Here is a 26,182-nt window from a genome sequence, read left to right as displayed (position 1 = left end):
AGGTTCTGAACTAATCCTGAGTGTTTTGCTAAGTTTTGTCAATTCGAGATTGGACGAAACGTCGCAGCTTGCGCATCGCCGCTTAACCCTGCACAGGTTTTTCATGGAAAATAAGGCTCAGCCCCCTGTTTCCCGACCCGTCGTCGGCGTGCTCTGGATGGTCGTCACCGGCTTCTGCTTCGTCGGCGTGACCGCAATCGTGAAGCATGTGGGCGGACGGATTCCCGCAGCCGAGTCGGCGTTCCTGCGGTACGCGTTGGGGATCGTCTTTCTGATCCCGATGCTCAAACCTCTTGCCGCCGCCAAGCTCGATCGCCGGACGCTCGCGCTCTTCGGGTTGCGTGGCGTCGCCCATACCTTCGGCGTGATCCTGTGGTTCTACGCGATGACGCAGATCCCGCTGGCCGAGGTGACGGCGATCAACTATCTCAACCCGGTTTTCGTCACCATTGGCGCTGCGCTGCTCTTTGGGGAGGTTCTGGCGGCACGCCGGATCTTGGCCATCTGCGTCGCGTTGTTCGGGGCGCTGGTGATCCTCAGGCCAGGGGTCCGGGAGATCGAGACCGGGCATATCGCCATGATCGGAACGGCGGTGTTCTTTGCCGTCGGATACCTGATTGCGGGCCGACTGGCCGGACGGGTGCCGCCCGTGGTGGTGGTCGCGATGCTGTCGATCACGGTGACCATCGGCCTTGCCCCCTTCGCTGCCGCGAATTGGGTGGCCCCGACGGTCACGGAAATCGCCTGGTTGTTCGGGGTCGCTGCCTTCGCGACGGCGGGGCATTACACGATGACGCTGGCCTTCGCCGCTGCACCGCTGACCGTGACGCAGCCGGTGACGTTCCTGCAATTGGTCTGGTCCGTCAGCCTCGGGGCGATCCTGTTCAACGAAGCGGTCGATATGTGGGTCGTCATCGGCGGCTCCACGATCCTCGCTGCGGTGACATTCATCACCTGGCGCGAGGCGGTGCTGCGCCGCAGGGTGACGCCGGGCGCGAACGAAGCGAAATTCTAGCGCGCGACGTCGGCGGCGGTTCCGATCCAAGAATAGGCGTAGTCCTGCGTCGCGAGGATCACGCCAAGGTCCGGGGTGTAGACCACCTGCCGCTCGCCTTCGATCTGCCCGTCAATCACGAAAGTCTCGGTGATCTCCCACGTGTCATAGTCGCAGCCCAGGATGCTGACGTCGTTCGTCGCAGCAAAAACATGCACCAGTTGAAAGGCGCGCGGGGTTCCGTCCGGTTCGACCAGTTTGCCGTTCGTCACCATGCTGCCCGCCGCCGGCAGACCATCGAGCCGCGCTGGATCTTCGCCGGGGATGATCCGCGTTATGTCGCGACCTTCGGAAAAGCCGAGCGGGACAAGCCCGTGGCCAAAAATGATGACCCGTTGACGTTCACCGCTTTCATCCCGCTCGATCCTGACCTCGCGCAGACCCTGCGCCGTCAGTTCGAAATCAGAGCGGATGAAATGGTCGCCGTTCTGGACGAGCGTGATGCCTTCACGCAGGTCGGCACGGGTCGGGCACGATGCCAGGGCGGTGACCGGCAGTTGGGTCAGGGCCGCGAGCAGGAAAGCAGATCGGAAACGTGCGGTCATGATAGTCCACTCCTATCGCGAGAAAGCGAGGCCGACGATCCCGATGGTGATCAGCGCGATGAATGCATACCCGGCCAGGGACAAAGCCTCGCCGAAGAACACGCGCCCGATGGCGATGCTGCCGACGATCCCGATGCCCGCCCACAGCGCATACGCCGCCGACAGAGGAACGACGACCAGCGCCTTCTCGAACACGAAATATGACAGGACGAGGAAGCCGATGGGGATGAGAGAGTAAGGAAAGCCCCAGCCTTTCTTCAGGAAAGCGAGCGCGACCAATTCGATGCAGACGGCAATGACGAGGTATCTCACGCGGTCACCTCCTCCAGGACGCGCAGGCAATAGGCCGCGAAATCCTTGTCGTAGAGGTTCTCATCCGCGAGGATGGTGCGCACCAGGTCGGCGCGTTCAGACAGGAGGCCGAGCTGGCCGCGAATGGTCGTATCCGCGAAGCTGCCTTTCACCGCGTTGCATTCGTCCAGATGCCAGGAATCGTAAAGCATGTTGAGGATGTAATACACGATGTGGCGCTGACGCAGCTCTTCGTCGGTTCCCTTTTCATAGCCGAGTGCGCGCAGGGATTCGAAGGCTTGCGGATGTTCGATCATGTGCAGGTTGAACTCCTGCCACTGGCGGTTCAGAGCATTCGTGTTCTGCACGGAGTCGGCCCCGCGACGGATACGATCGAGAACGATCGCGATGCTCAACGTGGCGAGAAGGCTCAAGAGCGCGACAAAGATCGACGTGAGTTCGACAACCACCGAATGTGTCTCGAGCCAATTCAATGCACCGCTCATTCTTCACCTCAATCTGAAACCTTAATGACTTCGTTCTAATGCGGCAGGGCGCGGGAATGAAGCCGGAACCCGACCGTGCGCTGCGCGGGCATGTCCGGGGCGCACATCCATTGCGCGACGAGACGGCTGGTTCAACGCGCGCCCTGCCCTTACATAGGCCGCATGAACACGGAAGACGATCTCGAAGGGCGCGATGGCCTGCCGCATGACCTGCGGGTGCTGGCGGAGCTGTATCCCCGCGCCGATTGGACGGCGCATGCGAATTTCAACGAGCTGACCGCGTTCTGGCTCGACCGGCACGGCATGTTCCGCAAGGTGATCGGGGAGTTGACCGAAAAAACGCAAGGGATGCTGGACGGTGAGATCGACCCGATGCGTTATGGCGCGGTGACATCGCGCTACACCGGGTTCTTCCTCGACGGGTTGCATGGTCATCACACGATCGAGGATCATCATTATTTCCCGCAACTCGCGCCATTGGATTCGCGCGTGGTGCGGGCCTTTGACCTGCTCGACAGAGATCATCACGCGCTCGACCATCACATGCGTGCGCTGGCGAATGCGACGAACGCGGTGCTCAGGCCGCTACAGGAGGGTAAAGACACCCGCGACGTATCAGGTAAGCTTCTGGAAACGCAAGAAGATTTCTCGCGCTTCCTCCATCGTCACCTGGAAGACGAGGAAGAGATCGTGGTGCCCCTCATACTCGAATACGGGCCCGATATTCACTGAGCGCGATTTGATCCCTGTCAAAGTGGATGATGGCACGCGGGCCTAATCTCGGTCGAACACGCTGAACAGGAGAGTGAGATGGCGAACACCCCGCATGAGCTGCACGAGGAATTTCCCGAGCAGGCAGACCGCATCACCGCGTTGAAGACAACGGATGCGCATTTCGCCAAACTCGCCGAGGAATACCATGAGGTGAACCGCGCGGTGCATCGTGCCGAAACCAATGTCGAACCGACCGACCAATTCGCAGAAGAGGACCTGCGCAAAAAACGGGCCTCTCTCAAGGACGAAATCTACAGGATTCTGAATACCCCGGCGATTTGAGCCATCGCCAAGCTTCCGCACGCCTCCCAGTGCGGACCTCGAAAGCCCCGGCCATTACTGCCGGGGTTTTCTTTATTCGACGCCCTTTTCCTCGGCCACTTCGTCGGGGTCGCGTCCTTCGACGACCGCTTCGAACCGGGTGAAGAAGCTGTCGACCATCTTTTTGGCGAACCCGTTGACGATCCGGTTGCCCAATTGGGCAAGCTTGCCGCCGACCTTGGCATCCACGTCGTAGAAAAGCTCTGTTCCGTCCTCGACCTCTTCGAGCCGCACATTGGCGCCGCCCTTGGCGAAGCCGGCAACGCCACCCTTGCCCTCTCCGACGATGCGGTAGCTTTCCGGCGCATTGATATCCTCGAGCGTGACGGCACCCTTGAAGGTCGCCTTGACCGGGCCGACCTTCTGTTTCACCACGGCCTCGAACCCGTCGTCGGGCGAGCCGTGCAATTCCTCGCAGCCCGGAATACACTTTTCCAGCGTGTCCGCTGAGTTCAGGTGCTTCCAGACCGTTTCGCGGTCCGCCGCGATAACGCGGCTTCCATGCATTTCCATGCGGTTCCTCCCTCATATCTGGATATGACGTTACGTGCCCGCCGCAAGGCGGTAAAGCATCTGAGCAACGGCGCGCCCCATGCTGTCTCAGACGTGAGACATCAGCGTTCGATTTCGTATGGCAACACGCCGCGCGCGTCGGGGTCGATACGAAGACGGCGTTCCAGTGGGGGAACGGACCTTTGGTGGCAATCCGGGCGTTCGCAAATGCGGCACGAGATGCCGATCGGTTCGAAGGCAGCGGCGTTGGTCACGTCCAGATCGTCCGCATAGACCAGAGAGCCTGCATGTTTCACCTCGCACCCGAGCGCGATGGCGTAGCGCCGGATCGGCGCCGCGAAGCTGCCGCCCGATTTCGAGACGTCTCGTGCCAGGCTGATATAGCGGACCCCGTCCGGCGTCTGGGCGAGTTGGCGCAAGAACTGGCCCGGCGTCTCGAAGGCGCGATGGACGTTCCATAAAGGGCAGGCCCCGCCGAAGCGCGCGAATTGCAGCCGCGTTGCCGAATGGCGTTTCGTGATGGTGCCGGCCTGATCGACGCGCACGAAGAAAAACGGGATGCCCTTGGCGCCGGGACGTTGGAGGGTCGAGAGGCGATGCGCGACCTGTTCGATGGATGCGCCGAATATGTCGGCCAGCCGCTCGACGTCGTGACGGGTCTGACGGGCCGTCTCGAGAAAACGGTTGTAGGGCAACAGAGCCGCGCCAGCGAAATAATTCGCCAGCCCGATCCGCGCGATGGCACGGGCTTCATCGGACTGAAAACGGGCGAAATCGAGCGTTGCATCAAGCAGGTCGGACTGGGTCAGGAGTGCAACCTGATGGAGGAGTTGGAACCGCCGTGTCGCGGGAGAGGCGAGCGAGGACAGCGTGAGGCACCCGGCCGCCGCGTCGAAGCCGCGCAAATTGGGTTGATCGACATGTTGAACCGAGATTCCGCGCCGTTCGAGAAGTGCCTGTGCCGCCAGTTCGGGGCTCGCGTCCCGGACGAAATGCTCGGCGGCGCGGTCCACCGCGTCTATGTAGTTGTCGCAATAGTGGAAGAAATCCCGGACCTCTTCCCAAGGGCTTGCCTGCACGGACGATCCCTCGCGGCCAAGCGCCTCGTCGAGGGAGGCGAGCTGTTCGTGGCCCTGCCGATAGGCGCGGTGCAGCTCGAGAAACGCGCGCGCCAGCGCCGGGGCGTTCGACGCGACGAGGCGAAGGTCCGCGACGGGCGGCGCGCCATCGGCAAAGACCGGGTCGGCCAGCGCCTCGCGCATATCCGTCACCAGCCGCTCGGCATCGCCGGTGGAAAGCTCGGCGACGTCGAAGCCGAATTCCTGCGCCAGAGCGAGAACGACCCCGGTCGACACCGGTCGGTTATTGTTCTCCATTTGATTTAGGTAGGGGAGCGAGACGCCCAGCTTTTCCGCGAATGCCTTTTGCGTGAGACCGAGGCGCGTGCGCGTTTCGCGCAATTTCACCCCGGCGTAGAGTTTTTGCGTGGCCATGTCTGTTGCGCCTTCCCTTTGCAAAGACAGTTTGTAGCCTTTGCAAAGCATGGCGTCCAGTTGCGTCAGCGGGTCAATTGCAGGCGACGTTCGCGGGCAATGACGAAGAGGATGCAGATCAGAGCGAGCGTCGTGCACAAGAGCATCATCAGCACGAGAGGCAGCGGTCCTGTTTCGATCGTGAGCATGGCTCCGACGATTGCGGAGATTCCGGCACCGCCCCCGATCATCAGCGCACCGCCGAGGCCGGACGCGCTCCCGGCAAGTTCCGGGCGGACCGAGAGGAGGCCTGCGTTTGCGTTGGGCAGAACGAGCCCGTTGCCCAAACCGACGAACGTCATCATCGCAAAGAACAGAATAGGCGTGACCGATCCTGCCGCCATCATGAGCAGCAAGAGGCAAAGCCCCAGTGCAGTCGCGATATTTCCCATGAGGATCAGGGGATTGATCCCGAAGTGAACAGCGTATCGGCCTGTCAGGAAATTCCCGATAAGATAGCCGACCGCCGGCGCACCGAACAGGAAGCCCAGCAGTCCGCTGTCGAGCCCGAAAATCTCGCTGCCGACGAAAGGCGCGCCGCCCAGATATGCGAAGAACGCGCCCGAAGCGAGCATGGCGGAGAGGGCGTAGCCCCAGAACCGCGGCGATGCAAAGAGCTTCGGGTAGGAGCCGAACTGTGCCCGAAACCCGCCTTCGCCGCGTGGCTTGGTTTCCCCTAGGTCGCGGTACATGAGGATCAGGACCAGCAGGCCCGCACCGAACTGGAGCCAGAAGGTGGACTGCCATCCGAATTGCTGAGCCAGGAAACCGCCAATCGCTGGCGCGAACATGGGAACGAGCGACATGCCCATCGTGACGTAGGCGATCATGGACGCCGCTTTTGGCCCGCCGACGACGTCACGGATGACGGCGCGGGACAGGACAAGGCCCGTCACGACAAAGGCCTGGGTCATGCGAAAGACGAGGAAAACCCAGACGTTCGGTGCAAAGATACATCCAAGCGTCGCGATGAGAAAAACCGCAAAGCTGGCCAACAGAACAGGGCGGCGACCGTATTGGTCGGACACTGGACCGAGAATCATCTGAAGCCCCGCGTTCATCGCGAGATAGATCGCCACGGAGAGCTGAATGAACCGGTAGTCGACCTCGAAATATGCCGCCATTTCGGGGAGAGCCGGCAGAAAGACGTTCATGGCAAGAGCCGCGGCGCCCGTCATCAGGATCAGGGTCGCGATGTGCGGAGGCGATTTCGGGTCGAGAAACCGCGAAGGGACAGCGTCACTCATACGGTCCACAGCCGTAAGCCCGTCCATGGCTATTGCCAAGATGAAACGTTGTGTATCGGTGCAGAATCAGCGCTGGGACTGCGCACCGATACACGCGACCTCAGGCTCGAGTCGCTTCGTCAGGCGAACACGTCTCCGTCCTGAAGTTCGACGAGGCTCATGTTTTCGACGATCAGCACATTGCCTCCGCCCAGATTGAACACGGTGTGACTGCCGACGTCGTAGCCTGTGGCGAGCACTGCGGTGGTGTCGCCATAGCCTACGACCTGTATCTGGTCGATGTCGTCCTGAAACCCGCGGACCCGGTCACGACCGCCGGTGAAGATAATGGTATCTGCGCCACCGCCCGGAAGGATCAAATCGTCCCCGTCGCCACCGTCGAGCACGTCGGCGTGGGCCCCGCCATTGAGCGTATCGTCCCCTGCGCCGCCTTCCAGCGTGTCGAGGCCGGCCCCACCGATGAGCACGTCATTGCCCGCATTGCCCTCGAGCGTGTCGTTGTCGTTGCCGCCAATGATCCGGTCGTTGCCGTTATGGCCGATCAACGTGTCGTCTTGATCGCCGCCATTGATGTAATCGTTCCCGCCGGCGCCATTGATGTGGTCTTTTCCGCTCACACCGAACAGGCGGTCATCGCCGCCGCCGCCATTGATGATGTCGTTCTGAACGCCGCCGTTGGCGTAATCGTTTCCGGCCCCGCCGCGCAGAACGTCCTGCCCCTGATCGCCGAACATCCGGTCATTGCCGCCTGCGCCGATCATGAGGTCGTCGCCCTGATAGCCCCGGATGAAATCATTGCCGGCCATTCCGTTGAGCTCGTTTCCGAGGAGGTTGCCCATCAAACGGTCGGCGAAACGCGATCCCGTCGCGTTCTCGATCTCCACACCATAAGCGATGACCACATCGTGGTGCGCGCCGAATTTCGAGAACATACCCTCCTTGAGGTCGATCTTCACCGCACGGTTGCGCCCGGATGCGTCGAACGTGTCGATGCCGCCGGTGTCCCAGATCGTGTCGGTCGTCACGCCGCGCGGGCCAGTATAGGTGTTGTTGCCATTCGCAAGTTCCGCCGCGCCCCAGACATCCTGCATCGCGAGCACATCGAACAGCCCCATGGATTTCGACGCGCCGCCGGTCTCGGGATTGTCCGTGTAGGACATGAGCGTGTATTTCTTCGACTCGTACTGGCCCTTGAGGATGTCCGTGTCGAATGAATGGCGCAGCCCGAGCGCATGGCCGAGTTCGTGCAGGATCACGCTGTCGCGGTCGCGGACGAGGTCATAGGATTTGTCGAACACGACGAAGGATTCGAGCCCGTAATAATAGCTCCAGCCACCGACGCCGATGGTATTTCCGGGCAGCGCGACAAGCGCCATTTCCAGATCGGCATTCTGGTTTTGGCCCACTTCAACGAAGTCGATGTTCGCGAAGCTTTCGATATGGCGCATCGCCGTCCGCACTTCGCGCTTTTCCGCAGGGGTCCATGTCGTGAAGCCGTTGTACGTCGGGTCGTAGAAATTATTCCCGCGCGTGTGGAAGGAAAACGTAACAGTGGTCCGACCGTAAGAGGGTGCATCGCCGTTGATCGTCCAACCCTGGAAGAAATCGTATTGCATCGCGTCCAGAATATCGGATTGGGTCGGCATCGTAGGTTTCCTCGTAATACTGGCAGGTCTCAGCCTGCTTGTGCGGCGAACTGCGCCGCGAACTCTCGATTTATGCGAGCTGAATAGCGTGCCAGAGACGCCACGTCACCTCGCTTGGATTTCAGGCGATCCGGTCTGTGACTCACGCGCCACCCTTTTTCGCCCCGGTTGTTGGTCGTTCCTGCGATTCATGCCAGCAACGCGTCCATGACATCATCCATCGTGCTGTTCTGGAACGTAATGCTGTCGCCATCGCCGAAAGCGAGCGTGACATCGGCGCCGTCCTGCTGCGCGTAGGACATGATGTCCGGAACGCCGCCGCGTCCCCTGATTATCACAAGGTCGCGCGGGTCCAGATCTTCGACGATGTCCGCGCCGTCACCGGGCAAAAAGATGAACCGGTCCGCGCCGTCGCCGCCTGACAAGATATCGTCGCCGGTGCCGCCGACCAGACGATCGTTATGATCGCCACCCACCAACGTATCATTACCGGCTCCGCCGAACAGGCGATCACGCCCGGCACTGCCCACGAGCAGGTCGTCGCCTGCGTGGCCTGCCAAGAGATCGTCTCCGTCCTGACCGAAAAGGGAATCGTCACCCACCTGCCCCGTCAGCGTGTCGTCGCCCGCCCCGCCGAATATGCGATCGGCCCCACTGCCCCCGAACACGATGTCGTCACCTCCGAGGCCGGAAATCTCGTCGTCACCTCCGCGCGCGACGATCCGGTTGCGCAGGTCGTTCCCCATGATCTCATCCCCGAAGTTCGACCCTGCGGCGCGTTCGATTTCCACGCCGCGCGCGATGACGACGTCGTCGAACGAGCCGAACCGCGAGAATTCCCCCGCGCGCAAATCGAGGTCCACGCCAGCGGTCGCGTCCAACGCGTCGAGCGTGTCGAACCCTCCTGTGTCCCAGATCAGGTCGACCTTGTCGTTCTCAGGGCCACGGTAGAATGTGTGATCGGCGTTGTGGTCGGCCTTACCCCAGATATCCTGTAAGGCGAGGACGTCGAATTGCATCATTTCCTCGCCGACTTCGCCGGTTTCCGGGTTCGCGTGATAGGACATCACGGTGTATTTGGTGCTCTCGTAGGTGAAGGCCACGTCGCTCACATGGTCTGCATCGTGGCTGCCGCCGCAGCCGGGGCATACGTCCGGCGACTCTTCGGACAGGATCGTGGTGTCGTGTGAATGCCTGAGGCCGAGCGCGTGGCCGAGCTCGTGTAGGATGACCCCGAGGGAGCCGTCGACCAGATCATAGTTTCTGTCGAAGGCGACGAAACCGTCCCAGTCGGTGATCCGGTCGCCGGCATATCCGACGGAATAGCCCCCTTGCCCGATGATCCGGCCCGGCAGGTCGACCTTGCCGATGTTCAGGTCGGGATCGTCTTCGCCCCACACTTCGACGAACTCGACGTTGAGAAAGCTCTCGATATGTTCGAAGGCGGCTTCGATACGCGCCTTTTCGGCGCTTTTGAAGGACGTCCAGCCCGAGTAGGAGTCTGGCGTCGGCAAGTCGACCGGCTGGCTGTTGCCAGCGAACTGATAGGTGATCCGGTAGGCGTCGTCGCCCGTGTTATTGATCGGTCGGGACACGTTGAAGATGCTGTATTGCAGCGCTTCGAGGATCTGATTTGTCGTCGGCAAGTCAGTGCTCCCATCCAAAAGGCCCCCACCCGTCAGATATCGGCCACCCTGCTCGCCCAGATGCGGCCACTCGACCTCCCGCGGCGGTCGCGCGGGACGGCGGCGCGGTTGAAATCAGATCAACCTTGCCTGTGCTATCGGGTATCGGGCGATTGTGTCGGGATTTGGATGAAGATTGGGCAGATCGCGGGCCCTGTTTCCTGCGCGGAAAATTTGCACATTTGCAATTCGCAAGTTGATATCGACCAAACGTTTGCAAATACGCGGGATTCCGGTTGGGATTACGCCGCGGCACCGTTAGGTTGCAGCGAAAATCAGGAGGAGTGCCCGATGAAGGATATCATTCACGAACTCGAACAGCGTCGTGGCGTGGCCAAGCTCGGTGGTGGCGAAAAGCGGATAGAAAGCCAGCACGCCAAGGGCAAGCTGACCGCGCGTGAACGTATCGAGCTGCTTCTCGACGAAGAGAGCTTTGAAGAATTCGATATGTTCAAAGCGCATCGTTGCACCGATTTCGGGATGGAAAAACAACAACATCCCGGTGACGGTGTGATCACGGGCTGGGGCACGATCAATGGTCGGCTGGTCTATGTCTTCTCGCAGGATTTCACCGTGTTCGGTGGTTCGCTGTCGGAGACCCATGCCGAGAAGATCTGCAAGATCATGGATATGGCGGTGCAGAACGGCGCCCCGGTCATCGGGTTGAACGATTCGGGTGGTGCGCGCATTCAGGAAGGCGTCGCCTCGCTCGCGGGCTACGCCGAGGTATTCCAGCGCAACATCATGGCCTCGGGCGTGGTGCCGCAGATCTCCGTCATCATGGGGCCGTGTGCGGGCGGTGCGGTCTACTCCCCCGCTATGACCGACTTCATCTTCATGGTGAAAGACACGTCTTACATGTTCGTCACCGGCCCCGACGTGGTGAAAACCGTGACGAACGAGGTCGTGACCGCCGAAGAGCTTGGCGGCGCATCGACCCATACCAAGAAATCCTCTGTCGCGGACGGGGCGTTCGACAACGATGTCGAGGCGCTGACCGAGGTCCGTCGCCTGGTTGACTTTCTGCCGCTCAACAACCGTGAAAAGCCGCCCGTGCGCCCGTTCTTCGATGAACCGGGGCGGCTCGACGAAAGCCTCAACACGCTCGTTCCGGCGAATGCGAATACGCCTTATGACATGAAGGAACTGATCGAGAAGGTCGCGGATGAAGGCGATTTTTACGAGATCCAGGAAGACTTCGCGAAGAACATCATCACGGGGTTCATCCGGCTCGAGGGTCAGACCGTGGGCGTGGTGGCGAACCAGCCGATGGTGCTCGCGGGGTGTCTCGACATCGACTCGAGCCGCAAGGCCGCGCGGTTCGTGCGGTTCTGCGACGCCTTCGAGATCCCGATCCTGACCTTCGTGGACGTTCCCGGCTTCCTTCCGGGCACAGGGCAGGAATACGGCGGCGTCATCAAGCATGGCGCGAAACTGCTCTTTGCTTACGGCGAGGCGACGGTGCCGAAAGTCACGGTCATCACCCGCAAGGCTTATGGCGGGGCCTATGACGTCATGGCGTCCAAGCACCTGCGCGGTGATTTCAACTACGCCTGGCCGACTGCCGAGATCGCGGTGATGGGGGCCAAGGGTGCGACCGAGATCATCCATCGCGGCGATCTGGGCGATGCCGACAAGATCGCGCGTCATACGCAGGATTACGAGGACCGTTTCGCCAACCCCTTCGTCGCCGCCGAACGCGGGTTCATCGACGAGGTGATCCGGCCCGAAAGCACCCGCAAGCGCGTCTCCCGCGCCTTCGCGAGCCTTCGCAACAAGAAGCTCACGAACCCGTGGAAGAAGCACGATAACATTCCGCTCTGAGTTCAGGCAGGACAGGACGGAACGGATGCTCAGGATGTGTCGGAACAAGCGAAACTCGTTGGCGGGCCGTACGCGCCATGCGGTGCGCGCGCTCGCAATACCGCTTGCGCTCCTGCCGGGCGTGGTGCTGGCCGACGAGATCGAATTGCCGTCCGGCAAGGCTGTCACCTTTCACGACGTGATCTGGGGGGAGCCGGGGCCTGCGGGGCTGACAGTCAGGTTCCGTTTTCTCGACCCCGACCTTGCCGCCACGATCGACGAGCTCGATTTCGACGGTATGGAGGCCGACACCGCGTTCCTGTGCGAGACTTATGCGCTTGAACGGATCACGGAGATGGGACCGCAGCCCCAACAGATCATCGTTTCGATCGCGGATCGCGAAGTGCCATTCGGGGAACCGGCCCCCGAGGCAGCCCAGATCTTCGAGGCCTATGCCTTCGACGGGGAAACCTGCACGTGGGAGGGGTTCTGACATGGCGCTTCCCTACATGCTCAAACATCGCGGGTTTCCCGGACGCCTTCCCGGCACGGATTTCCAGTTCACCCTGCGCCGCGCCAACAAGAAGGGCGCGACACCGATCACCCAGCGCGAACGCTACAAGGACCGTCGCCCGGCCGACAAACGGGCCGATATGGGTTTCATGGCCGCGCTTTGGGACCATTTCGGCGAAGAGCCGTTCGAGCGCGGCAATCTCGACGCGGGGCGGCTGTCATGGCTGTTCGGGCGCGAGGTGAAACCCTATTCCGACCCGTTCGATCCGGCGGATTACGAAGCCCTGCTCATCATCGACCGAAAAGTGGCCGAGGCGAGTTTTCCGGAGGTGTTCTCGGAGGACGAGGATTTCGGATTCGACGGGTTCGATGACGAAGGATGGGACGACGAATGAGCATCTTTTCGCCTGCCCTGCTTGGATTTACGCAAAGTTGCGCTCATTTGGCCGGACTGTTCACAGCACGCTCTACCCGTGGCCAATTCTGCGCTTATGTTGAAGCCATGGCAGGGAAGCTATCCCCTTCCCCTGCTTGGTTTAGTCAAACCGTTACCCTTCCCCTTCTCCCCGGTTCCGCCGTTCGGCGGGCCGGGGATTTTTCTTTGTATCCCTGCTATTTGCGCGACCCGGTTCATGTGGGCGCCGTGCCCCATCGCCGGGGCGCGACGGGACGGGATGCGACCCACCAGACATCGCGGCAAAGCCGCCAACACCGCTAACAAAGAGGGACAGGACATGTTCAAGAAGATCCTGATTGCCAACCGTGGCGAAATCGCCTGCCGGGTCATCAAGACCGCGAAGAAGATGGGGATCGAGACGGTCGCCATCTATTCGGATGCGGACAAACACGCCCTGCATGTCGCGATGGCGGACGAGGCGGTGCATATCGGGCCGCCGCCCGCGAACCAGTCCTACATCGTGATCGACAAGGTCATGGACGCGATCAAGCAAACCGGAGCGGAAGCCGTGCATCCGGGCTACGGGTTCCTGTCGGAGAACGCCAAGTTCGCCGAGGCGCTGGATGCCGCCGGTGTCGCCTTTATCGGGCCGCCGAAAGGCGCGATCGAGGCGATGGGCGACAAGATCACCTCGAAGAAGATCGCGCAGGAGGCCGATGTCTCGACCGTGCCGGGTTACATGGGCCTGATCGAAGACGCGGACGAGGCGGTGAAGATTTCCAACGAGATCGGCTATCCGGTGATGATCAAGGCCTCTGCCGGTGGCGGCGGCAAGGGGATGCGGATCGCGTGGAATGACGAAGAGGCGCGTGAAGGCTTCCAGTCGTCCAAGAACGAGGCCGCCAATAGTTTTGGCGATGACCGTATCTTCATAGAGAAATTCGTGACGCAACCGCGCCACATCGAAATTCAGGTGCTGTGCGACGCACATGGCAACGGCATCTACCTGGGCGAGCGGGAATGCTCGATCCAGCGCCGGAACCAGAAGGTCGTGGAAGAGGCCCCCTCGCCCTTCCTCGACGAAGAGACCCGAAAAGCCATGGGCGAGCAGGCCGTCGCGCTGGCGAAAGCCGTCGGCTACGCAAGCGCGGGGACGGTTGAGTTCATCGTCGATGGCGAAAAGAACTTCTACTTCCTCGAAATGAACACCCGGCTTCAGGTGGAACACCCGGTGACCGAGCTCATCACCGGTGTCGACCTCGTGGAACAGATGATCCGCGTGGCCAATGGCGAAGAGCTGACCATCACACAGGACGATGTGACGCTGACCGGCTGGGCGATTGAGAACCGGCTTTATGCCGAAGACCCTTATCGCAACTTCCTGCCCTCCATCGGGCGTCTGACCCGCTATCGTCCGCCAGAGGAAACTGCCGCCGGTCCGCTGCTCATCAACGGCAAGTGGCAAGGCGACGCGCCCGAAGGCGAAACCGCCGTGCGCAACGATACCGGCGTTTTCGAAGGCGGCGAGATTTCCATGTATTACGACCCGATGATCGCCAAGCTCTGCACCTGGGCGCCGACGCGGGACGAGGCCATCGAAGCGATGCGCATTGCGCTCGACAGCTTCGAGGTCGAGGGGATCGGGCACAACCTCCCGTTCCTCGCAGCCGTCATGGATCACCCGAAATTCGTCTCCGGCGACATGACGACGGCCTTCATTGCCGAAGAATACCCGGACGGGTTCGAAGGCGTCACGCTGTCTGATCCGTCGTTGAAGCAGATCGCGGCGGCGGCGGCAGCGATGTATCGCGTCACCGAAATCCGTCGCACCCGCGTATCCGGGCGGATGGACAACCACGAACGCGTGGTCGGAACCGATTGGGTCGTGAGCCTGCAGGGTAAGGATTTCCCGGTTCACATCGACGCCGACCGTGGCGGCGCGACCGTGACCCACGACGACGGGTCGGTGCAGCGGGTATCGTCTGACTGGACGCCGGGCGACCAGCTTGCCGAAATCGATATCGACGGCGAACCACTTGTCCTCAAGGTCGGCAAGATCACCAACGGCTTCCGTATTCGCAGCCGGGGCGCGGATCTCAAGGTCCATGTTCGCACGCCGCGCGCGCACGAACTGGCGCAACTCATGCCCGAGAAACTGCCGCCCGACACCTCCAAGATGCTGCTCTGCCCGATGCCGGGTCTGGTCGTGAAGATCGACGTCGAGGTCGGCCAAGAGGTGCAGGAAGGTCAGGCGCTTTGCACGATCGAGGCGATGAAGATGGAGAACATCCTGCGCGCCGAAAAGCAGGGGGTCGTTTCCAAGGTCAATGCCGGTCCCGGCGACAGCCTCGCGGTTGACGAGGTGATCATCGAGTTCGAATGACGGTATGGGGCGGAAGCGCGAAATAAGGTCGGAAGACATGGTGCGAGAAAGACTCGCCTTGTCCGAATCCGGCCTGTTGCCCGTATTTCCGCCCCAAATTTCTGCTATTTCTTGCCGAAAACGAACAAGCGATGAGGCAAGTCGATGACCGATACAACCTTCGAAGAGACCGGCACACGCACGCTCCCCGCGTTGCCCACATTGTCGATCTTGTCGTCGGTTGCGGTCTTCGCGCTGTTGCAGGCAGTGTCATTCTATCTTGCGGGGGCTTTCGAATACCCGCTCGATGATCCGTATATCCACCTCGCCATCGCCGAAACCATCGCCCAGGGCGGCTATGGTGTGAACCTACAGGATATGTCTTCTCCCGGTTCGTCTGCGCTCTATCCCCTCCTCCTCATTCCCTTCAATGGCACCGAGTTCCACCGGTTCCTGCCGCTGCTCTGGAACCTCGCTGGCCTCATATGCGCTGCGCTGTTCTGGGGTCGACTTCTGTTCGAAGCGGGATATTCGCGCGAAGGCTGGCGCGGCCTCGGCATGATCGCCGCCATTCTGGGGCCGATCGCCCTCATGATGCCGATGGTGGCTTACGTGGGCATGGAGCACACGCTTCACGCGGCGGCGGCGCTCGCGGTTGTGCTGGGCCTGCACCGACATTTAACCGACCGAGGCGGCACGGCGTTGATCCTTGCGGGCGTCTTTTTCGGCACCGCCCTCAGGATGGAAGGCGCGGCGCTCGCCCTGCTTGCCGCTGGGGCCGTGTTCCTCACCGGTAAACGAGGCCTCGGCATGGCAACCGCGGTTGTCGGGGTTCTGCCACTCGGACTTTTTGCGCTTTGGCTGACCTCTCTGGGGCTCGACCCGACGCCGTCCTCGGTCAAGGCGAAGCTGGCGCTCACCAACCCAGAGGAGATTTCCTTTGTCGTGCGACGCCTGACGATCCTCGTGGTCAACCTTCGCGAGGCGCCCGGCATGCTGCTCGCTGGGTTTGCCCTCGCGTCTCTCGTTCTCTGGCGCATGTCGCCGCGGCTGAAAAGCAGCCGATGGGGCATTTTCGCCGCCGTGATCATTCTGGCCACATTCGCACATCTCGCTTTTGGCCAGATCGGTTGGCTGAACCGCTATGAACAATACATCCTCGTCATCGCGGGGGGCGGCCTTCTCGCGTTGATCCCCAAGGCGATGGGCGACAAACGCCCGAATATCGCGGCCATCGCCGGTGTGGCCGGGGTGATCCTGGGCGGGATGGTCGCTTACAAGACTCCGGTCGCCTTCTTCGAGACGGCAAGATGCGGTCGCGCAATCCACCTGCAACAAGCCCAGATGGCCGTTTTTGCGAAGGAATACCTCGGCACCGATGTGGCGGTGAACGACCTTGGCTGGGTCGCGTTCCAGAACCCGAATTACGTGCTTGATCTATGGGGGCTGGCCTCCGCCGAGGCCCGGGTCATGCGGCTTGACCATGCGACGCCGGGATGGACCGGCACCCTGACCGAAAAATACGACGTTCCTGCTGCACTGGTGTACGAAAACTGGTTCGAGGATGGGATCGGAGAAGACTGGGTGCGGATCGGGCGCCTGAACCTGACAATCTCGGGCGGGTTCCTCGGGGGCTACACCGTGTCGTTCTTCGCAACCGGGCCAGAACATGTGGACATGATGCGGGACGCGGTATCCGCCTGGACCCCGACGCTCCTTCCGCACAGCGAATTCATCTGGGACGAAGGGATGGAACCGTGACCGACCGAGCGCCCTACCGCACCGTGCGGGCTTTCTCGACCTCCTGCACACGGATCGGCATCTTGTCGATCGACCGGGTGAGTTCGCGCACGCTCCACGGGAACGGTTTGCGCAGGTATTTCTGCCCGTCCTTGCCGATCAGCACGATCATGAAGCCGCGCGGCCGCAACTCCAGCCGCACGTCCGACCGCGCATCCGGGTCGGTGTCGGTGATGACGACCACCTCGCGTTCGATCAGCCGCGCGCTGTCCTGCGTGATGAGTTCCAACTGCTCGACGAAATTCGGGTCGTTCGGACTGTCTGCAAACACGACGAGCGGGCGCGCTTCCCACAGGAAGTCGTCGAGCGTCACGTCGCCCGCGTCGATGATGCGCAGATCGGGCGCTTCCTGCGCCGCCATCGCGCTTGGACCCGTGAAAGCGACCAGCGCCGCAAGAGATAGAATTTTCAGCATCTTGTCTCCCTTACCCCACAATATAGGGGCCGGAGGCCAGCACACAACGGGCGGATTTGACGCCCCGACAGAAGGAGCCTGCCAGTGAGTGACACGAGCGAATGGAAGAAGATCGCGGAGAGGGAACTTCGCGGGCGCAGCCTTGACGACCTGAACTGGGAAACGCTCGAGGGGATCACGGTCAAGCCGCTCTATACGGCTGAGGACACGGAGAGCCTTCCGCATATGGGTGGCGTGCCGGGCATGGGGCCCTTCACACGCGGCGTCAAAGCCACGATGTACGCGGGCCGTCCTTGGACGATCCGGCAATATGCGGGCTTCTCGACAGCCGAGGAATCAAACGCGTTTTACCGCAAGGCGCTGGCCGCCGGGCAACAGGGCGTCTCGGTCGCCTTCGACCTCGCGACCCACCGCGGCTACGACAGCGATCACGAACGCGTGGTCGGCGATGTGGGCAAGGCCGGTGTCGCCATCGACAGCGTGGAGGACATGAAGATCCTGTTCGACGGTATCCCGCTCGATCAAGTCTCCGTGTCCATGACGATGAACGGCGCCGTGATCCCGATCCTCGCCAATTTCATCGTGACCGGCGAAGAACAGGGCCATGATCGCGGCGTGCTTTCGGGCACCATCCAGAACGACATCCTCAAGGAGTTCATGGTCCGAAACACCTATATCTATCCGCCCGAACCGTCGATGCGGATCATCTCGGACATCATCGAATACACCTCGAACGAGATGCCGCGTTTCAACTCGATCTCAATCTCCGGCTACCACATGCAGGAAGCCGGAGCGAACCTCGTCCAGGAACTGGCGTTCACGCTGGCGGACGGCAAGGAATACGTCAAAGCCGCGATGGAAGCGGGCATGGACGTGGACAAGTTCGCGGGCCGCCTGTCGTTCTTCTTCGCCATCGGCATGAACTTCTTCATGGAGGCCGCCAAACTCAGGGCCGCGCGTCTGCTGTGGTACCGGATCATGGAGGAAGCGGGTGCCAAGCAGGAACGCTCCAAGATGCTGCGCACCCATTGTCAGACCTCGGGCGTCAGCTTGCAGGAACAGGACCCGTACAACAACGTCGTGCGAACGGCGTATGAGGCCATGTCGGCGGCGCTCGGCGGCACGCAGAGCCTCCACACCAACGCACTGGACGAGGCCATCGCGCTCCCCACCGAATTCTCGGCACGGATCGCGCGCAATACGCAGCTCATCCTTCAGGAGGAGACGGGGATCACCAACGTGGTCGACCCGCTCGCGGGCTCCTACTACGTCGAGAGCCTCACCCATGAGCTGGCCGAGAAAGCCTGGGCGCTGATGGAGGAGGTCGAGGAGATGGGCGGCATGACCAAGGCCGTCGCCTCGGGGATGCCGAAACTCAGGATCGAGGAAACCGCGGCGCGGCGTCAGGCCGATATCGACCGCGGGGATGAGGTGATCGTCGGCGTGAACAAGTACCGCAAGGAAACCGAAGACCCGATCGACATCCTCGACGTGGACAACGTCAAGGTCCGTGACGGCCAGGTGAAGGCGCTGGAACGCATACGCGCCGAGCGCGACCAGCCCGCCTGCGATGCGGCACTCGATGAACTCACCCGCCGTGCCACGGAAGGCGGCAACCTGCTCGAGGCGGCCGTGGAAGCGGCACGCGCACGGGCCACAGTCGGAGAAATCTCGATGGCCATGGAAAAGGAATTCGGACGCCACCGCGCCGAAGTGAAGACCCTCGCCGGTGTCTACGGCGCTGCCTATGAAGGCGACGAGGGCTTCGCGGCGATCCAGGCGGATGTCGAGAAATTCGCCGAGGAAGAGGGACGCCGTCCCCGTATGCTCGTCGTCAAGATGGGGCAGGACGGCCATGATCGCGGTGCCAAGGTCATCGCGACCGCCTTCGCCGACATCGGTTTCGACGTGGATGTGGGCCCGCTCTTCCAGACGCCGGAAGAGGCCGCGCAGGATGCGGTCGACAACGACGTCCACGTGGTCGGCATCTCGTCTCAGGCGGCGGGTCACAAGACGCTCGCCCCGAAACTCATCGAGGCGCTGAAGGCGCAGGACGCCGAGGACATCATCGTCATCTGCGGCGGGGTCATCCCGCACCAGGATTACGAGTTTCTCACGAAAGCCGGCGTGAAAGCCATTTTCGGCCCCGGCACCAACATTCCGGACGCCGCGAAAGACATCCTGAAAATCGTGCGGGACGCGCGCAAGTAACCCGGCCTTTCCGGTCTTCAAATATCCTGGGGGGAACGCCGTGGTCGCCTGCGACCATGGCGTGGGGGGCAACGCCCCCCCCCCGCGCGTCAGCGCAAAACCTGTGCGCGCCTTGGCGCGCGCGATTTGATTACGGCATGCCGTAGCCGCGTCGGGCTTCCCACATCTTTTCGCCGATCTGACAATCAAGCGGGTTGGGCGCGCCGAACTGGGCGCGATGCAGGAGGTCGCCTTCCTCCCGCATGCCGCCGATCACGATTTCCATGACCATCTTCTTCTTCACGGCCTCCGCGAAGTCGTCCCAGTCCAGCACAGGGAGCACGAAGGCGCCCAGCCCGCCGATGACGCAAGCTTCGTAGTAGAGATCGAGGCCTTCCAGATGCCACTGGCTTCCCATCCCCTCGCGGGTCAGAAGCGGCAGGCCGTTGATGACGATACCCTGCGCCACCACCCAGTCGCGCGCCATGTCGACGAAACGCCCCTGGTTGTTCGGGCCGTCGCCGGAAATGTCTATCACGCGGCGGTCGCCCATGTACTCGTTGTCCTCGAGCAGCCGCGCGCCGAAATAAAGCGCCTCGGAGATCGAAGTGCGACGGAAGGCCGGGTTGAAGGTCACCGATAATTCCGCCGCGAAGGCATCGAGGTCTTCGCGCGTCTCGACCACGCGCCAGGGCACGATGACATGTTGCGACCCGGCCCATTCGACATAGGTGATCGCGACGCGTCCCGTGTAGCCAGACTCGATCGCCGCCAGCACGTCGTCCGAGCGCAGGGCTTCGACATAGCCGACCCGTTGGATTTCAAGCTCGTTCTCGGTCATCGAGCGTGACACGTCGACCATCAGGACGAGTTCGAGGTCCACCCAGTTTTCGTCCTGCGCGAACGCGGTGACAGGAAGCATAAGGGCGGCAAGCAAAGCGATGATCCGAAACATGGGTCAGATCATGCGAAGCGCACCCTGCCCTGTCCAATCACATAAAGGCGCGCGGGATCAGTAGCCGCGACTTTTGTCGACCAGATAACGTGGCGTGTCCCCGCGTTCGACGCGCGCGACATTGTCGGCCACGATCCGTGACGCGGTCTCGGGCCGGGTTTCCGACGCGATATGAGGCGTCACGGTGACGCGCGGATGGGACCAGTACGGATGCTCCTTTGGGAGCGGTTCGATGCGGAACGTGTCGAGCGTCGCATGGGCGACCTGCCCTGCGTCGAGCGCCGTGAGCAACGCATCGTCGTCGATCAACGCGCCGCGCCCGGGGTTCAGAACCACCGCACCCTTTGGCATTCGCGCAAGCGCCCGGTCGTTCAGAATGCTTTCGGTCGCAGGGGTCGCGGGTAGCAAAAGGACGAGGATTTCGCCATGCGCCAAGGCATCCGCCAACCCGTCATCGCCCGCGAAGCAGGTGACATTGGCGATCCGTTTCGGGCTGCGGCTCCACCCTGCGACCTGGAAATTCAGCGCGGCAAGCGCCGTGGCGCAGGCCTCCCCCAGCTCGCCCAGACCCAGCACCGTGACGCGCCGGTCGCGGGCCAGCGGGGGCGCAACCGGCGACCACTCCGGCGTTGTCCGCTGAATATGTGCATCGATTCCGAGGTGATGGTGCAGGACATGCCCCGTCACCCATTCCACCATGCCCTCGCGCAACCCATCGTCGACCATGCGGGCGTAGGGCTGTGTCAGTGTCGGGTTCGCGATAATCGTCTCGACCCCGGCCCAGAGCCCCTGCACCAGCTTCGTGCGCGTGTAGTCGGAAAGATCGACCGCGCCATGCGGCGCATAGATCACGTAATCGACGTGATCGGGCGCGTGATCCGTCGCGAGCGCGACATCGAGGCCGGCCTCGGCAAAGGCCGCAGCGAGCGCCGGGCGCCATGTCCCGACCGCCTCGGGCTTCAGAAGCATCTGGACGTTGAGCGTCACTTGGAGCGGGGCCTGTGGACATGGGCGGATTGGACGAGACCGAAGCCCATCATCAGGATCAGCATGGCCGAGCCGCCGTAGCTCACCAGCGGTAGCGGCACGCCGACGACCGGGGCCAGCCCCATGACCATCGACATGTTGACGGCGAAGAAGAAAAAGAACGTCGCCGCCATTCCGAGCGTCAGGAGCGATCCGTAGCGGTCCGCGTTGCGCACCGCCGAGGCGATGCAGAAAATGATGATCGCCACGTAGACCGCAAGCAGCGACGCCGCGCCCACGAAGCCGAATTCCTCGGCGAGCGTCGTGAAGATGAAGTCGGTGTGCTTTTCCGGCAGGAAGTTCAGCCGGGATTGCGTCCCTTGCATGAACCCGCGTCCTGTCCAGCCACCAGAGCCCAGCGCGATCTTGGATTGCGTGATGTGGTACCCCGCGCCGAGTGGGTCCGAGGCCGGGTCAAGAAACGTGTCGATCCGACGGTACTGGTAATCCTGCAGTAGCTGCCATTCCGTCCCGCGCGAGGCAAAGACGGCGGCGACCACGCCCACGCCCGCCCCGATCACGACGAGGAAATAAAGGATGTGAACACCCGCCAGAAACATCATCACGCCGCCGCCGGCCGACAGCAGGATCGCGGTCCCAAGGTCGGGCTGGCGCAGAGTGAGATAGGTCGGGACGAGGATCAGAACCACCGGGATCAGCACCCAGAGCGGACGCGACACCTTGTTCACGTCGAGCCAGTCGTAATAGGCCGCGATCACCATGACGAGCGTGATCTTCGTCAATTCCGAAGGTTGCAGGCGGATGAACCCGAGGTCGATCCAGCGCTGCGCGCCCATGCCGATCTCGCCCATGAATTCAACGGCGATCAGCAGGATCAGAGACGCGCCGAAGGCCAGCGCAGAGACGTTGCGCCAGAAGTAGATCGGGACCATGCCGATGACGAACATCGCCACGAACCCCAGCGCGAAGCGTTTCATCTGCGGCTCGGCCCAGGGTGAGAACGACCCGCCCGCGACCGAATAGAGCATCAGGAACCCGACACTCGCCGCCGCAGCCAGCAACAGAGCCAGCACCCAGTTGTAATAGAAGACCTTCGACAGGCCGGTTGGCGTGACCTTAACGTTGTACTCGAGAAAACTCATGCGCGGCTCCGCCCTTCTGACGGCGCCTGCGGTTCACGCAATTCCATCGCGTCGAAGCGCGAGCGGATAGTGCCGCGTTGCGAGGACGGATAGGCGTCGAGCGGCGGCACACCGTCGTAGAGCGCGGCCAGAACGATGTCGCGCGCAATGGGGGCCGCGGCGGTCGAGCCGCCACCGCCATGTTCGACCACGACCGACACCGCGACTTCCGGCGCGTCATGCGGCGCATAGCTGACGAACAGCGCGTGGTCGCGGCGCTCCCACGGCAGGTCTTCGTTTCGGAACACGCCCGCGGCGCGCTCGGCGGCGGTGATATTGCGGACCTGGCTGGTGCCGGTCTTGCCTGCCATGCGCACACCATCGGCCACGATGCGGGAGCCACCGCCAGTGCCACGCGCCCCGTTGACCACTTCGTACATCCCTTGCTGAACGGCGGCGAGGTTCCGTGGGTCGATGTCCAGACCTTCCGTGCTCAGGACCGGCTGCTCGACCCCGTCGATGGAGCGCACAAGCCGTGGCAGGACCGCATTCCCCGATGCGATACGAGACGTCATTACCGCCAGTTGCAGGGGTGAGGCGAGCACGAAGCCCTGCCCGATTGCGGCGTTGAGGCTGTCACCCACCACCCAGTCGGCACCCCGCACTTCACGCTTCCAGTCCTTCGTCGGGATCAGCCCTTCGGCCACGCCGGACAGCGGCACGTCGTAGCGCATCCCGAGGCCCAGCTTGCGCGCCATTTCGGAAATCCGTTCAATCCCGACTCTTTGCGCCAGTTCGTAGAAATATACGTCGCAGCTTTCGCGCAGGCTTTTCACAAGGTCCACGCGCCCGTGGCCGCCGCGGCTCCAGCAATGGAAACGACGGTTGTAGATTTCGATGGACCCGCGACAGGTGATCGTCTCTTCGGTGTCGATCTCGCCGGATTCAAGCGCGGCGAGCGCTGTCACCATCTTGAAGGTCGACCCCGGCGGATAAGTGCCCTGCGCGGTCTTGTTGGCGAGCGGGCGATACGGATCTTCGAGCAGCGCGTTGTAATCCGAGACCGAGATGCCGCGCACGAATTTGTTCGGGTCGAAGGACGGCGCGGACGCGATGGCGAGGATATCGCCGTTGCGCGGGTCCAGGACGACTGCTGCCGCGCTTTCGCCGGCCAGACGCGCCTCGGCGAAATTCTGAAGCGCGTGGTTCACCGTCAGTTGGATGTTGGACCCCGGAACGCCCTCTTCCCGGTCCAATTCACGCATCACGCGCCCGACCGCGTTGACCTCGATCCGTTTCGTTCCCGCCTCGCCCCGCAGATGCGATTCCAGCTTGGTCTCCACGCCGGTCTTGCCGATCTGGAAACGCGGAATTTGCAACAAGGGGTCCGGGTCCTCGATCCGGGACAGATCATAATCCGACACCGGGCCGACATATCCGATGACATGGGCGAAATCCGAGCCGAGAGGATAAATGCGGCTCAGGCCCATTTGCGGAGTGACGCCGGGGAGCGCGGGTGCGTTGATGGCAACTTCCGACACGTCTTGCCACGACACTCGCTCAGCGATCGTCACCGGAACGAAGGGCGAGCGACGGTGCATCTCTTCCAAAGCGTTCGCGGTGTTTTCCGGATCGAGCCAGACGAGCTTTTCCAGTCGTTCGATCACCGCTTCGGGGTCGCCCGCCTCTTCTCGCACCATGACGATGGAGTAATTCTGCTCGTTCCCCGCCAAGAGCACGCCTTTTCGGTCGAAGATCAGGCCGCGCGCCGGCGGAAGGAGCCGGAGGTTGATGCGGTTTTCGTCCGCGAGGGTGCGGTATTCGTCCGCCTGATCGACCTGCATGAACCGCATACGGCCAACGAGCACGCCCGCCATCGCCAGTTGTGCCCCACCCAGAAGGAGGCCGCGGCGTGTCACGACACGTGCGCTTTTTTCGGTGTCGACCGGAGAACGTCTCATGGCACCTGCGCCTCCGGGTCAAGCGCACCGGGTTTGAGCCAGGTCACGCGAAGCCCCAGCGTCGTAATCAAGACGGCGATCGGATAGAAGACGGCCGAGACGAGCGTCTCGAGAACCGACAGACCGAACGCGGGCTGGGGGACGAGAAACAGACCGAGGATCAGCCGCTCTGCAAGCATCATCAGGGTGAATATCGTACCGACAAGAACCCATTCGACGACGAACCCCTGATCGGCCAGTTGCGCCCGGCGGGACCGCAAAGTCTCGAGCGCGATGAGTGCGAGAAACGGCGCGAGAAATGGGGCCGAAAGCGTCAGCATGTCGGCCACGATGAGCACGGCAATGACAACGACGACGGGAAGGTAGTCGGGGCGCCGAACGGACCAGGCGAACGCGAAGCACAGGATCAGGTCTGGGGGCGGAAACCCCCCAGGTCCGGTGTCGATCGGCAGGATCCGCACGAACAGGATCGCCGCTGACAGAAGAACGAACCCCAGCGCATAGAGCGCGCGACGCAGGAGATACGGGTCGATCATTGGGTGACCTCCACCGTCTGCTCCGGGTCATCCGGGGGGCAATCTTCGGGTCGGTCCGATATGGTGTCAGTCTGGGAGGTGTCAGGCTCGGAGGTGTCGGTCCCGGAAGCTTCGGTGTCGGAACACCTGCTCGTGTCCCCCTCGGAGACCGGGGCGAGCACCGGGTTCATCACCAGCAAGGCACCGTCGTCCATGACAGCTTCGCCCGGATGGGAACGCAGAACGCGGAGGAATTGAAGGCGTTCGTAGTCAGCCGACAAGCGAACGCGCAGCCGACGATCCCTGTCCTGCACGATCTCGCCCACCAGAAGCCCGGCCGGGAAAACACCGCCGTCGCCGGAGGACATGACCCGATCGCCGGGTCGCACGAGATCGCGATTTTCGATGAAATCCAGCGGCGGAGCAGAGGAATTGTCGCCTGAAAGGATCGCGGTCTGGCCAGAGGGCTGCACCGTGACGGGAATACGTGAGTTCGAATCTGTCAGCAGGATCACCCGCGCCGTGCGCTCTCCGACACCGGAAATCCGGCCCACAAGCCCAAGCCCGTCCATCGCCGCCCAACCGTCAACAAGACCGTCGCGGGCCCCGAGATTGATCAGGACCGATTGCCGGAACGGAGAGCCGCTGTCGGCCAGAACCACACCGGTCACGTAAGAGAGCCGCGCGTCGAGCCGCACATTGTTCAGGTCACGCAGTTTCGCGTTTTCCTGCTCGAGTTGAAGGGCAGCTTCCTTCCAGGCCTTCAACTGCTGCAATTCCCGGCGAAGTTCCTGATTTTGCTCGTATATCCTCGAGTAGCTCTGAAATTCCTCGGCCATGTCGCTGACCTTGGTGACCGGCACCAGCGCCCATTCGAAACTCGGCACCACCTTGTCTACCAGATCGGCGCGGAAGCGTTCCACGCGCGGGCTGTCGATCCGCCACAACAGGAACAGGGCGAAGAGGACAAATAGCGTCAGACCGATCAGGATGCGCCTGACCGGGCCTACGTAATCCTCATTCCGTGTTCGTGTCGGTTTCGCCAAGTT

At 62.2% G+C, this 26,182-nt stretch carries 24 protein-coding genes; 9 read left to right on the top strand and 15 right to left on the bottom strand.

Annotation, left to right across the window (positions count from 1 at the left end; translation table 11 throughout):
• The first annotated feature begins 103 nt into the window (after positions 1-103).
• The gene (locus KJP28_RS06730) at positions 104-1,015 is read left to right on the top strand and encodes a DMT family transporter (protein ID WP_218391808.1); all 912 of its coding nucleotides are present in this window, start codon (positions 104-106) and stop codon (positions 1,013-1,015) included.
• On the opposite strand, the gene KJP28_RS06725 is transcribed toward KJP28_RS06730, so the two are convergent.
• Genes KJP28_RS06725 through KJP28_RS06715 form a run of 3 tightly spaced genes read right to left on the bottom strand, consistent with a single transcriptional unit; the run spans position 1,012 to position 2,396 of the window.
• The gene (locus KJP28_RS06725) at positions 1,012-1,599 is read right to left on the bottom strand and encodes a hypothetical protein (protein ID WP_218391807.1); all 588 of its coding nucleotides are present in this window, start codon (positions 1,597-1,599) and stop codon (positions 1,012-1,014) included. The two genes, KJP28_RS06730 and KJP28_RS06725, sit on opposite strands and share 4 nt — an antisense overlap.
• A 12-nt stretch (positions 1,600-1,611) precedes the next feature.
• Entirely contained in the window at positions 1,612-1,911 is a 300-nt protein-coding gene (locus tag KJP28_RS06720) for a DMT family transporter (RefSeq protein ID WP_218391806.1), read from the bottom strand.
• Entirely contained in the window at positions 1,908-2,396 is a 489-nt protein-coding gene (locus tag KJP28_RS06715; RefSeq protein WP_218391805.1) for a hypothetical protein, read from the bottom strand. The genes KJP28_RS06720 and KJP28_RS06715 overlap by 4 nt, the downstream gene beginning before the upstream one ends.
• A 162-nt stretch (positions 2,397-2,558) precedes the next feature.
• On the opposite strand from KJP28_RS06715, the gene KJP28_RS06710 reads away from it, so the two are divergent.
• Positions 2,559-3,128 (top strand): hemerythrin domain-containing protein, encoded by a 570-nt coding sequence (locus KJP28_RS06710; protein WP_218391804.1) that lies wholly within the window; start codon positions 2,559-2,561, stop codon positions 3,126-3,128.
• 78 nt (positions 3,129-3,206) lie between these two features.
• Positions 3,207-3,452 (top strand): YdcH family protein, encoded by a 246-nt coding sequence (locus KJP28_RS06705; RefSeq protein WP_218391803.1) that lies wholly within the window; start codon positions 3,207-3,209, stop codon positions 3,450-3,452.
• Positions 3,453-3,524: 72 nt separating this feature from the next.
• On the opposite strand, the gene KJP28_RS06700 is transcribed toward KJP28_RS06705, so the two are convergent.
• The 5 genes from KJP28_RS06700 to KJP28_RS06680 all read right to left on the bottom strand — a co-directional run bounded on the left by KJP28_RS06700 (position 3,525) and on the right by KJP28_RS06680 (position 10,075).
• A complete protein-coding gene (locus tag KJP28_RS06700; protein ID WP_218391802.1) occupies positions 3,525-4,004 on the bottom strand; it encodes a CoxG family protein in 480 nt (159 codons plus the stop codon).
• A 101-nt stretch (positions 4,005-4,105) separates the two neighbouring features.
• Positions 4,106-5,497 (bottom strand): helix-turn-helix domain-containing protein, encoded by a 1,392-nt coding sequence (locus KJP28_RS06695; protein ID WP_218391801.1) that lies wholly within the window; start codon positions 5,495-5,497, stop codon positions 4,106-4,108.
• Positions 5,498-5,562: 65 nt separating this feature from the next.
• Positions 5,563-6,810: a multidrug effflux MFS transporter gene (locus KJP28_RS06690; RefSeq protein ID WP_255552261.1), complete on the bottom strand. Its 1,248-nt coding sequence runs from the start codon at positions 6,808-6,810 to the stop codon at positions 5,563-5,565.
• 92 nt (positions 6,811-6,902) lie between these two features.
• Positions 6,903-8,429, bottom strand: a complete 1,527-nt coding sequence (locus KJP28_RS06685) for a M10 family metallopeptidase C-terminal domain-containing protein (RefSeq protein WP_218391800.1) — start codon at positions 8,427-8,429, stop codon at positions 6,903-6,905.
• 188 nt (positions 8,430-8,617) lie between these two features.
• Positions 8,618-10,075, bottom strand: a complete 1,458-nt coding sequence (locus KJP28_RS06680) for a M10 family metallopeptidase (protein ID WP_218391799.1) — start codon at positions 10,073-10,075, stop codon at positions 8,618-8,620.
• A gap of 330 nt (positions 10,076-10,405) precedes the next feature.
• On the opposite strand from KJP28_RS06680, the gene KJP28_RS06675 reads away from it, so the two are divergent.
• The 5 genes from KJP28_RS06675 (at position 10,406) to KJP28_RS06655 (ending at position 16,950) form a co-directional block, all read left to right on the top strand.
• Positions 10,406-11,938 (top strand): acyl-CoA carboxylase subunit beta, encoded by a 1,533-nt coding sequence (locus tag KJP28_RS06675; RefSeq protein ID WP_218391798.1) that lies wholly within the window; start codon positions 10,406-10,408, stop codon positions 11,936-11,938.
• A 58-nt stretch (positions 11,939-11,996) separates the two neighbouring features.
• The gene (locus KJP28_RS06670) at positions 11,997-12,410 is read left to right on the top strand and encodes a DUF6497 family protein (RefSeq protein WP_255552260.1); all 414 of its coding nucleotides are present in this window, start codon (positions 11,997-11,999) and stop codon (positions 12,408-12,410) included.
• A gap of 1 nt (position 12,411) precedes the next feature.
• Positions 12,412-12,825, top strand: a complete 414-nt coding sequence (locus KJP28_RS06665) for a hypothetical protein (protein ID WP_418887919.1) — start codon at positions 12,412-12,414, stop codon at positions 12,823-12,825.
• Between the two features lie 339 nt (positions 12,826-13,164).
• On the top strand, positions 13,165-15,210 hold the full coding sequence (locus KJP28_RS06660; protein ID WP_218391797.1) for an ATP-binding protein: 2,046 nt from the start codon (positions 13,165-13,167) through the stop codon (positions 15,208-15,210).
• A 144-nt stretch (positions 15,211-15,354) separates the two neighbouring features.
• Positions 15,355-16,950: a hypothetical protein gene (locus KJP28_RS06655; protein WP_218391796.1), complete on the top strand. Its 1,596-nt coding sequence runs from the start codon at positions 15,355-15,357 to the stop codon at positions 16,948-16,950.
• Between the two features lie 13 nt (positions 16,951-16,963).
• On the opposite strand, the gene KJP28_RS06650 is transcribed toward KJP28_RS06655, so the two are convergent.
• A complete protein-coding gene (locus KJP28_RS06650) occupies positions 16,964-17,404 on the bottom strand; it encodes a DUF4174 domain-containing protein (RefSeq protein ID WP_218391795.1) in 441 nt (146 codons plus the stop codon).
• Between the two features lie 84 nt (positions 17,405-17,488).
• On the opposite strand from KJP28_RS06650, the gene scpA reads away from it, so the two are divergent.
• Positions 17,489-19,615, top strand: coding sequence for a methylmalonyl-CoA mutase (gene scpA / locus KJP28_RS06645; protein ID WP_218391794.1), 2,127 nt, complete (start codon positions 17,489-17,491; stop codon positions 19,613-19,615).
• Between the two features lie 130 nt (positions 19,616-19,745).
• Here scpA and KJP28_RS06640 read toward each other — a convergent pair whose 3' ends face one another.
• Genes KJP28_RS06640 through mreC form a run of 6 tightly spaced genes read right to left on the bottom strand, consistent with a single transcriptional unit; the run spans position 19,746 to position 26,179 of the window.
• Positions 19,746-20,549 (bottom strand): DUF1194 domain-containing protein, encoded by an 804-nt coding sequence (locus KJP28_RS06640; RefSeq protein ID WP_218391793.1) that lies wholly within the window; start codon positions 20,547-20,549, stop codon positions 19,746-19,748.
• Between the two features lie 57 nt (positions 20,550-20,606).
• Positions 20,607-21,536, bottom strand: a complete 930-nt coding sequence (locus tag KJP28_RS06635) for a 2-hydroxyacid dehydrogenase (RefSeq protein WP_418887918.1) — start codon at positions 21,534-21,536, stop codon at positions 20,607-20,609.
• Positions 21,533-22,678 (bottom strand): rod shape-determining protein RodA, encoded by a 1,146-nt coding sequence (rodA, locus tag KJP28_RS06630; RefSeq protein ID WP_218391792.1) that lies wholly within the window; start codon positions 22,676-22,678, stop codon positions 21,533-21,535. The genes KJP28_RS06635 and rodA overlap by 4 nt, the downstream gene beginning before the upstream one ends.
• A complete protein-coding gene (gene mrdA / locus KJP28_RS06625; RefSeq protein WP_218391791.1) occupies positions 22,675-24,618 on the bottom strand; it encodes a penicillin-binding protein 2 in 1,944 nt (647 codons plus the stop codon). The genes rodA and mrdA overlap by 4 nt, the downstream gene beginning before the upstream one ends.
• A complete protein-coding gene (locus KJP28_RS06620; RefSeq protein ID WP_218391790.1) occupies positions 24,615-25,154 on the bottom strand; it encodes a rod shape-determining protein MreD in 540 nt (179 codons plus the stop codon). The genes mrdA and KJP28_RS06620 overlap by 4 nt, the downstream gene beginning before the upstream one ends.
• Positions 25,151-26,179: a rod shape-determining protein MreC gene (gene mreC, locus KJP28_RS06615; RefSeq protein ID WP_218391789.1), complete on the bottom strand. Its 1,029-nt coding sequence runs from the start codon at positions 26,177-26,179 to the stop codon at positions 25,151-25,153. The genes KJP28_RS06620 and mreC overlap by 4 nt, the downstream gene beginning before the upstream one ends.
• Positions 26,180-26,182 lie beyond the last annotated feature (3 nt).

Origin of the sequence: Maritimibacter dapengensis (genome assembly GCF_019218265.1) — a bacterium.
Classification (GTDB): domain Bacteria; phylum Pseudomonadota; class Alphaproteobacteria; order Rhodobacterales; family Rhodobacteraceae; genus Maritimibacter; species Maritimibacter dapengensis.
The sequence above is the reverse complement of the archived record's forward strand: the minus strand, read 5'-3'. Positions and strand labels throughout refer to the sequence as shown.

Coding starts and splice junctions, on each gene's coding strand:
- KJP28_RS06730 (WP_218391808.1), top strand. CDS start 104: ATGGAAAATAAGGCTCAGCCCCCTGTTTCCCGACCCGTCGTCGGCGTG.
- KJP28_RS06725 (WP_218391807.1), bottom strand. CDS start 1,599: ATGACCGCACGTTTCCGATCTGCTTTCCTGCTCGCGGCCCTGACCCAA.
- KJP28_RS06715 (WP_218391805.1), bottom strand. CDS start 2,396: ATGAGCGGTGCATTGAATTGGCTCGAGACACATTCGGTGGTTGTCGAA.
- KJP28_RS06710 (WP_218391804.1), top strand. CDS start 2,559: ATGAACACGGAAGACGATCTCGAAGGGCGCGATGGCCTGCCGCATGAC.
- KJP28_RS06705 (WP_218391803.1), top strand. CDS start 3,207: ATGGCGAACACCCCGCATGAGCTGCACGAGGAATTTCCCGAGCAGGCA.
- KJP28_RS06700 (WP_218391802.1), bottom strand. CDS start 4,004: ATGGAAATGCATGGAAGCCGCGTTATCGCGGCGGACCGCGAAACGGTC.
- KJP28_RS06695 (WP_218391801.1), bottom strand. CDS start 5,497: ATGGCCACGCAAAAACTCTACGCCGGGGTGAAATTGCGCGAAACGCGC.
- KJP28_RS06690 (WP_255552261.1), bottom strand. CDS start 6,810: ATGGACGGGCTTACGGCTGTGGACCGTATGAGTGACGCTGTCCCTTCG.
- KJP28_RS06685 (WP_218391800.1), bottom strand. CDS start 8,429: ATGCCGACCCAATCCGATATTCTGGACGCGATGCAATACGATTTCTTC.
- KJP28_RS06675 (WP_218391798.1), top strand. CDS start 10,406: ATGAAGGATATCATTCACGAACTCGAACAGCGTCGTGGCGTGGCCAAG.
- KJP28_RS06665 (WP_418887919.1), top strand. CDS start 12,412: ATGGCGCTTCCCTACATGCTCAAACATCGCGGGTTTCCCGGACGCCTT.
- KJP28_RS06660 (WP_218391797.1), top strand. CDS start 13,165: ATGTTCAAGAAGATCCTGATTGCCAACCGTGGCGAAATCGCCTGCCGG.
- KJP28_RS06655 (WP_218391796.1), top strand. CDS start 15,355: ATGACCGATACAACCTTCGAAGAGACCGGCACACGCACGCTCCCCGCG.
- KJP28_RS06650 (WP_218391795.1), bottom strand. CDS start 17,404: ATGCTGAAAATTCTATCTCTTGCGGCGCTGGTCGCTTTCACGGGTCCA.
- KJP28_RS06640 (WP_218391793.1), bottom strand. CDS start 20,549: ATGTTTCGGATCATCGCTTTGCTTGCCGCCCTTATGCTTCCTGTCACC.
- rodA (WP_218391792.1), bottom strand. CDS start 22,678: ATGAGTTTTCTCGAGTACAACGTTAAGGTCACGCCAACCGGCCTGTCG.
- mrdA (WP_218391791.1), bottom strand. CDS start 24,618: ATGAGACGTTCTCCGGTCGACACCGAAAAAAGCGCACGTGTCGTGACA.
- KJP28_RS06620 (WP_218391790.1), bottom strand. CDS start 25,154: ATGATCGACCCGTATCTCCTGCGTCGCGCGCTCTATGCGCTGGGGTTC.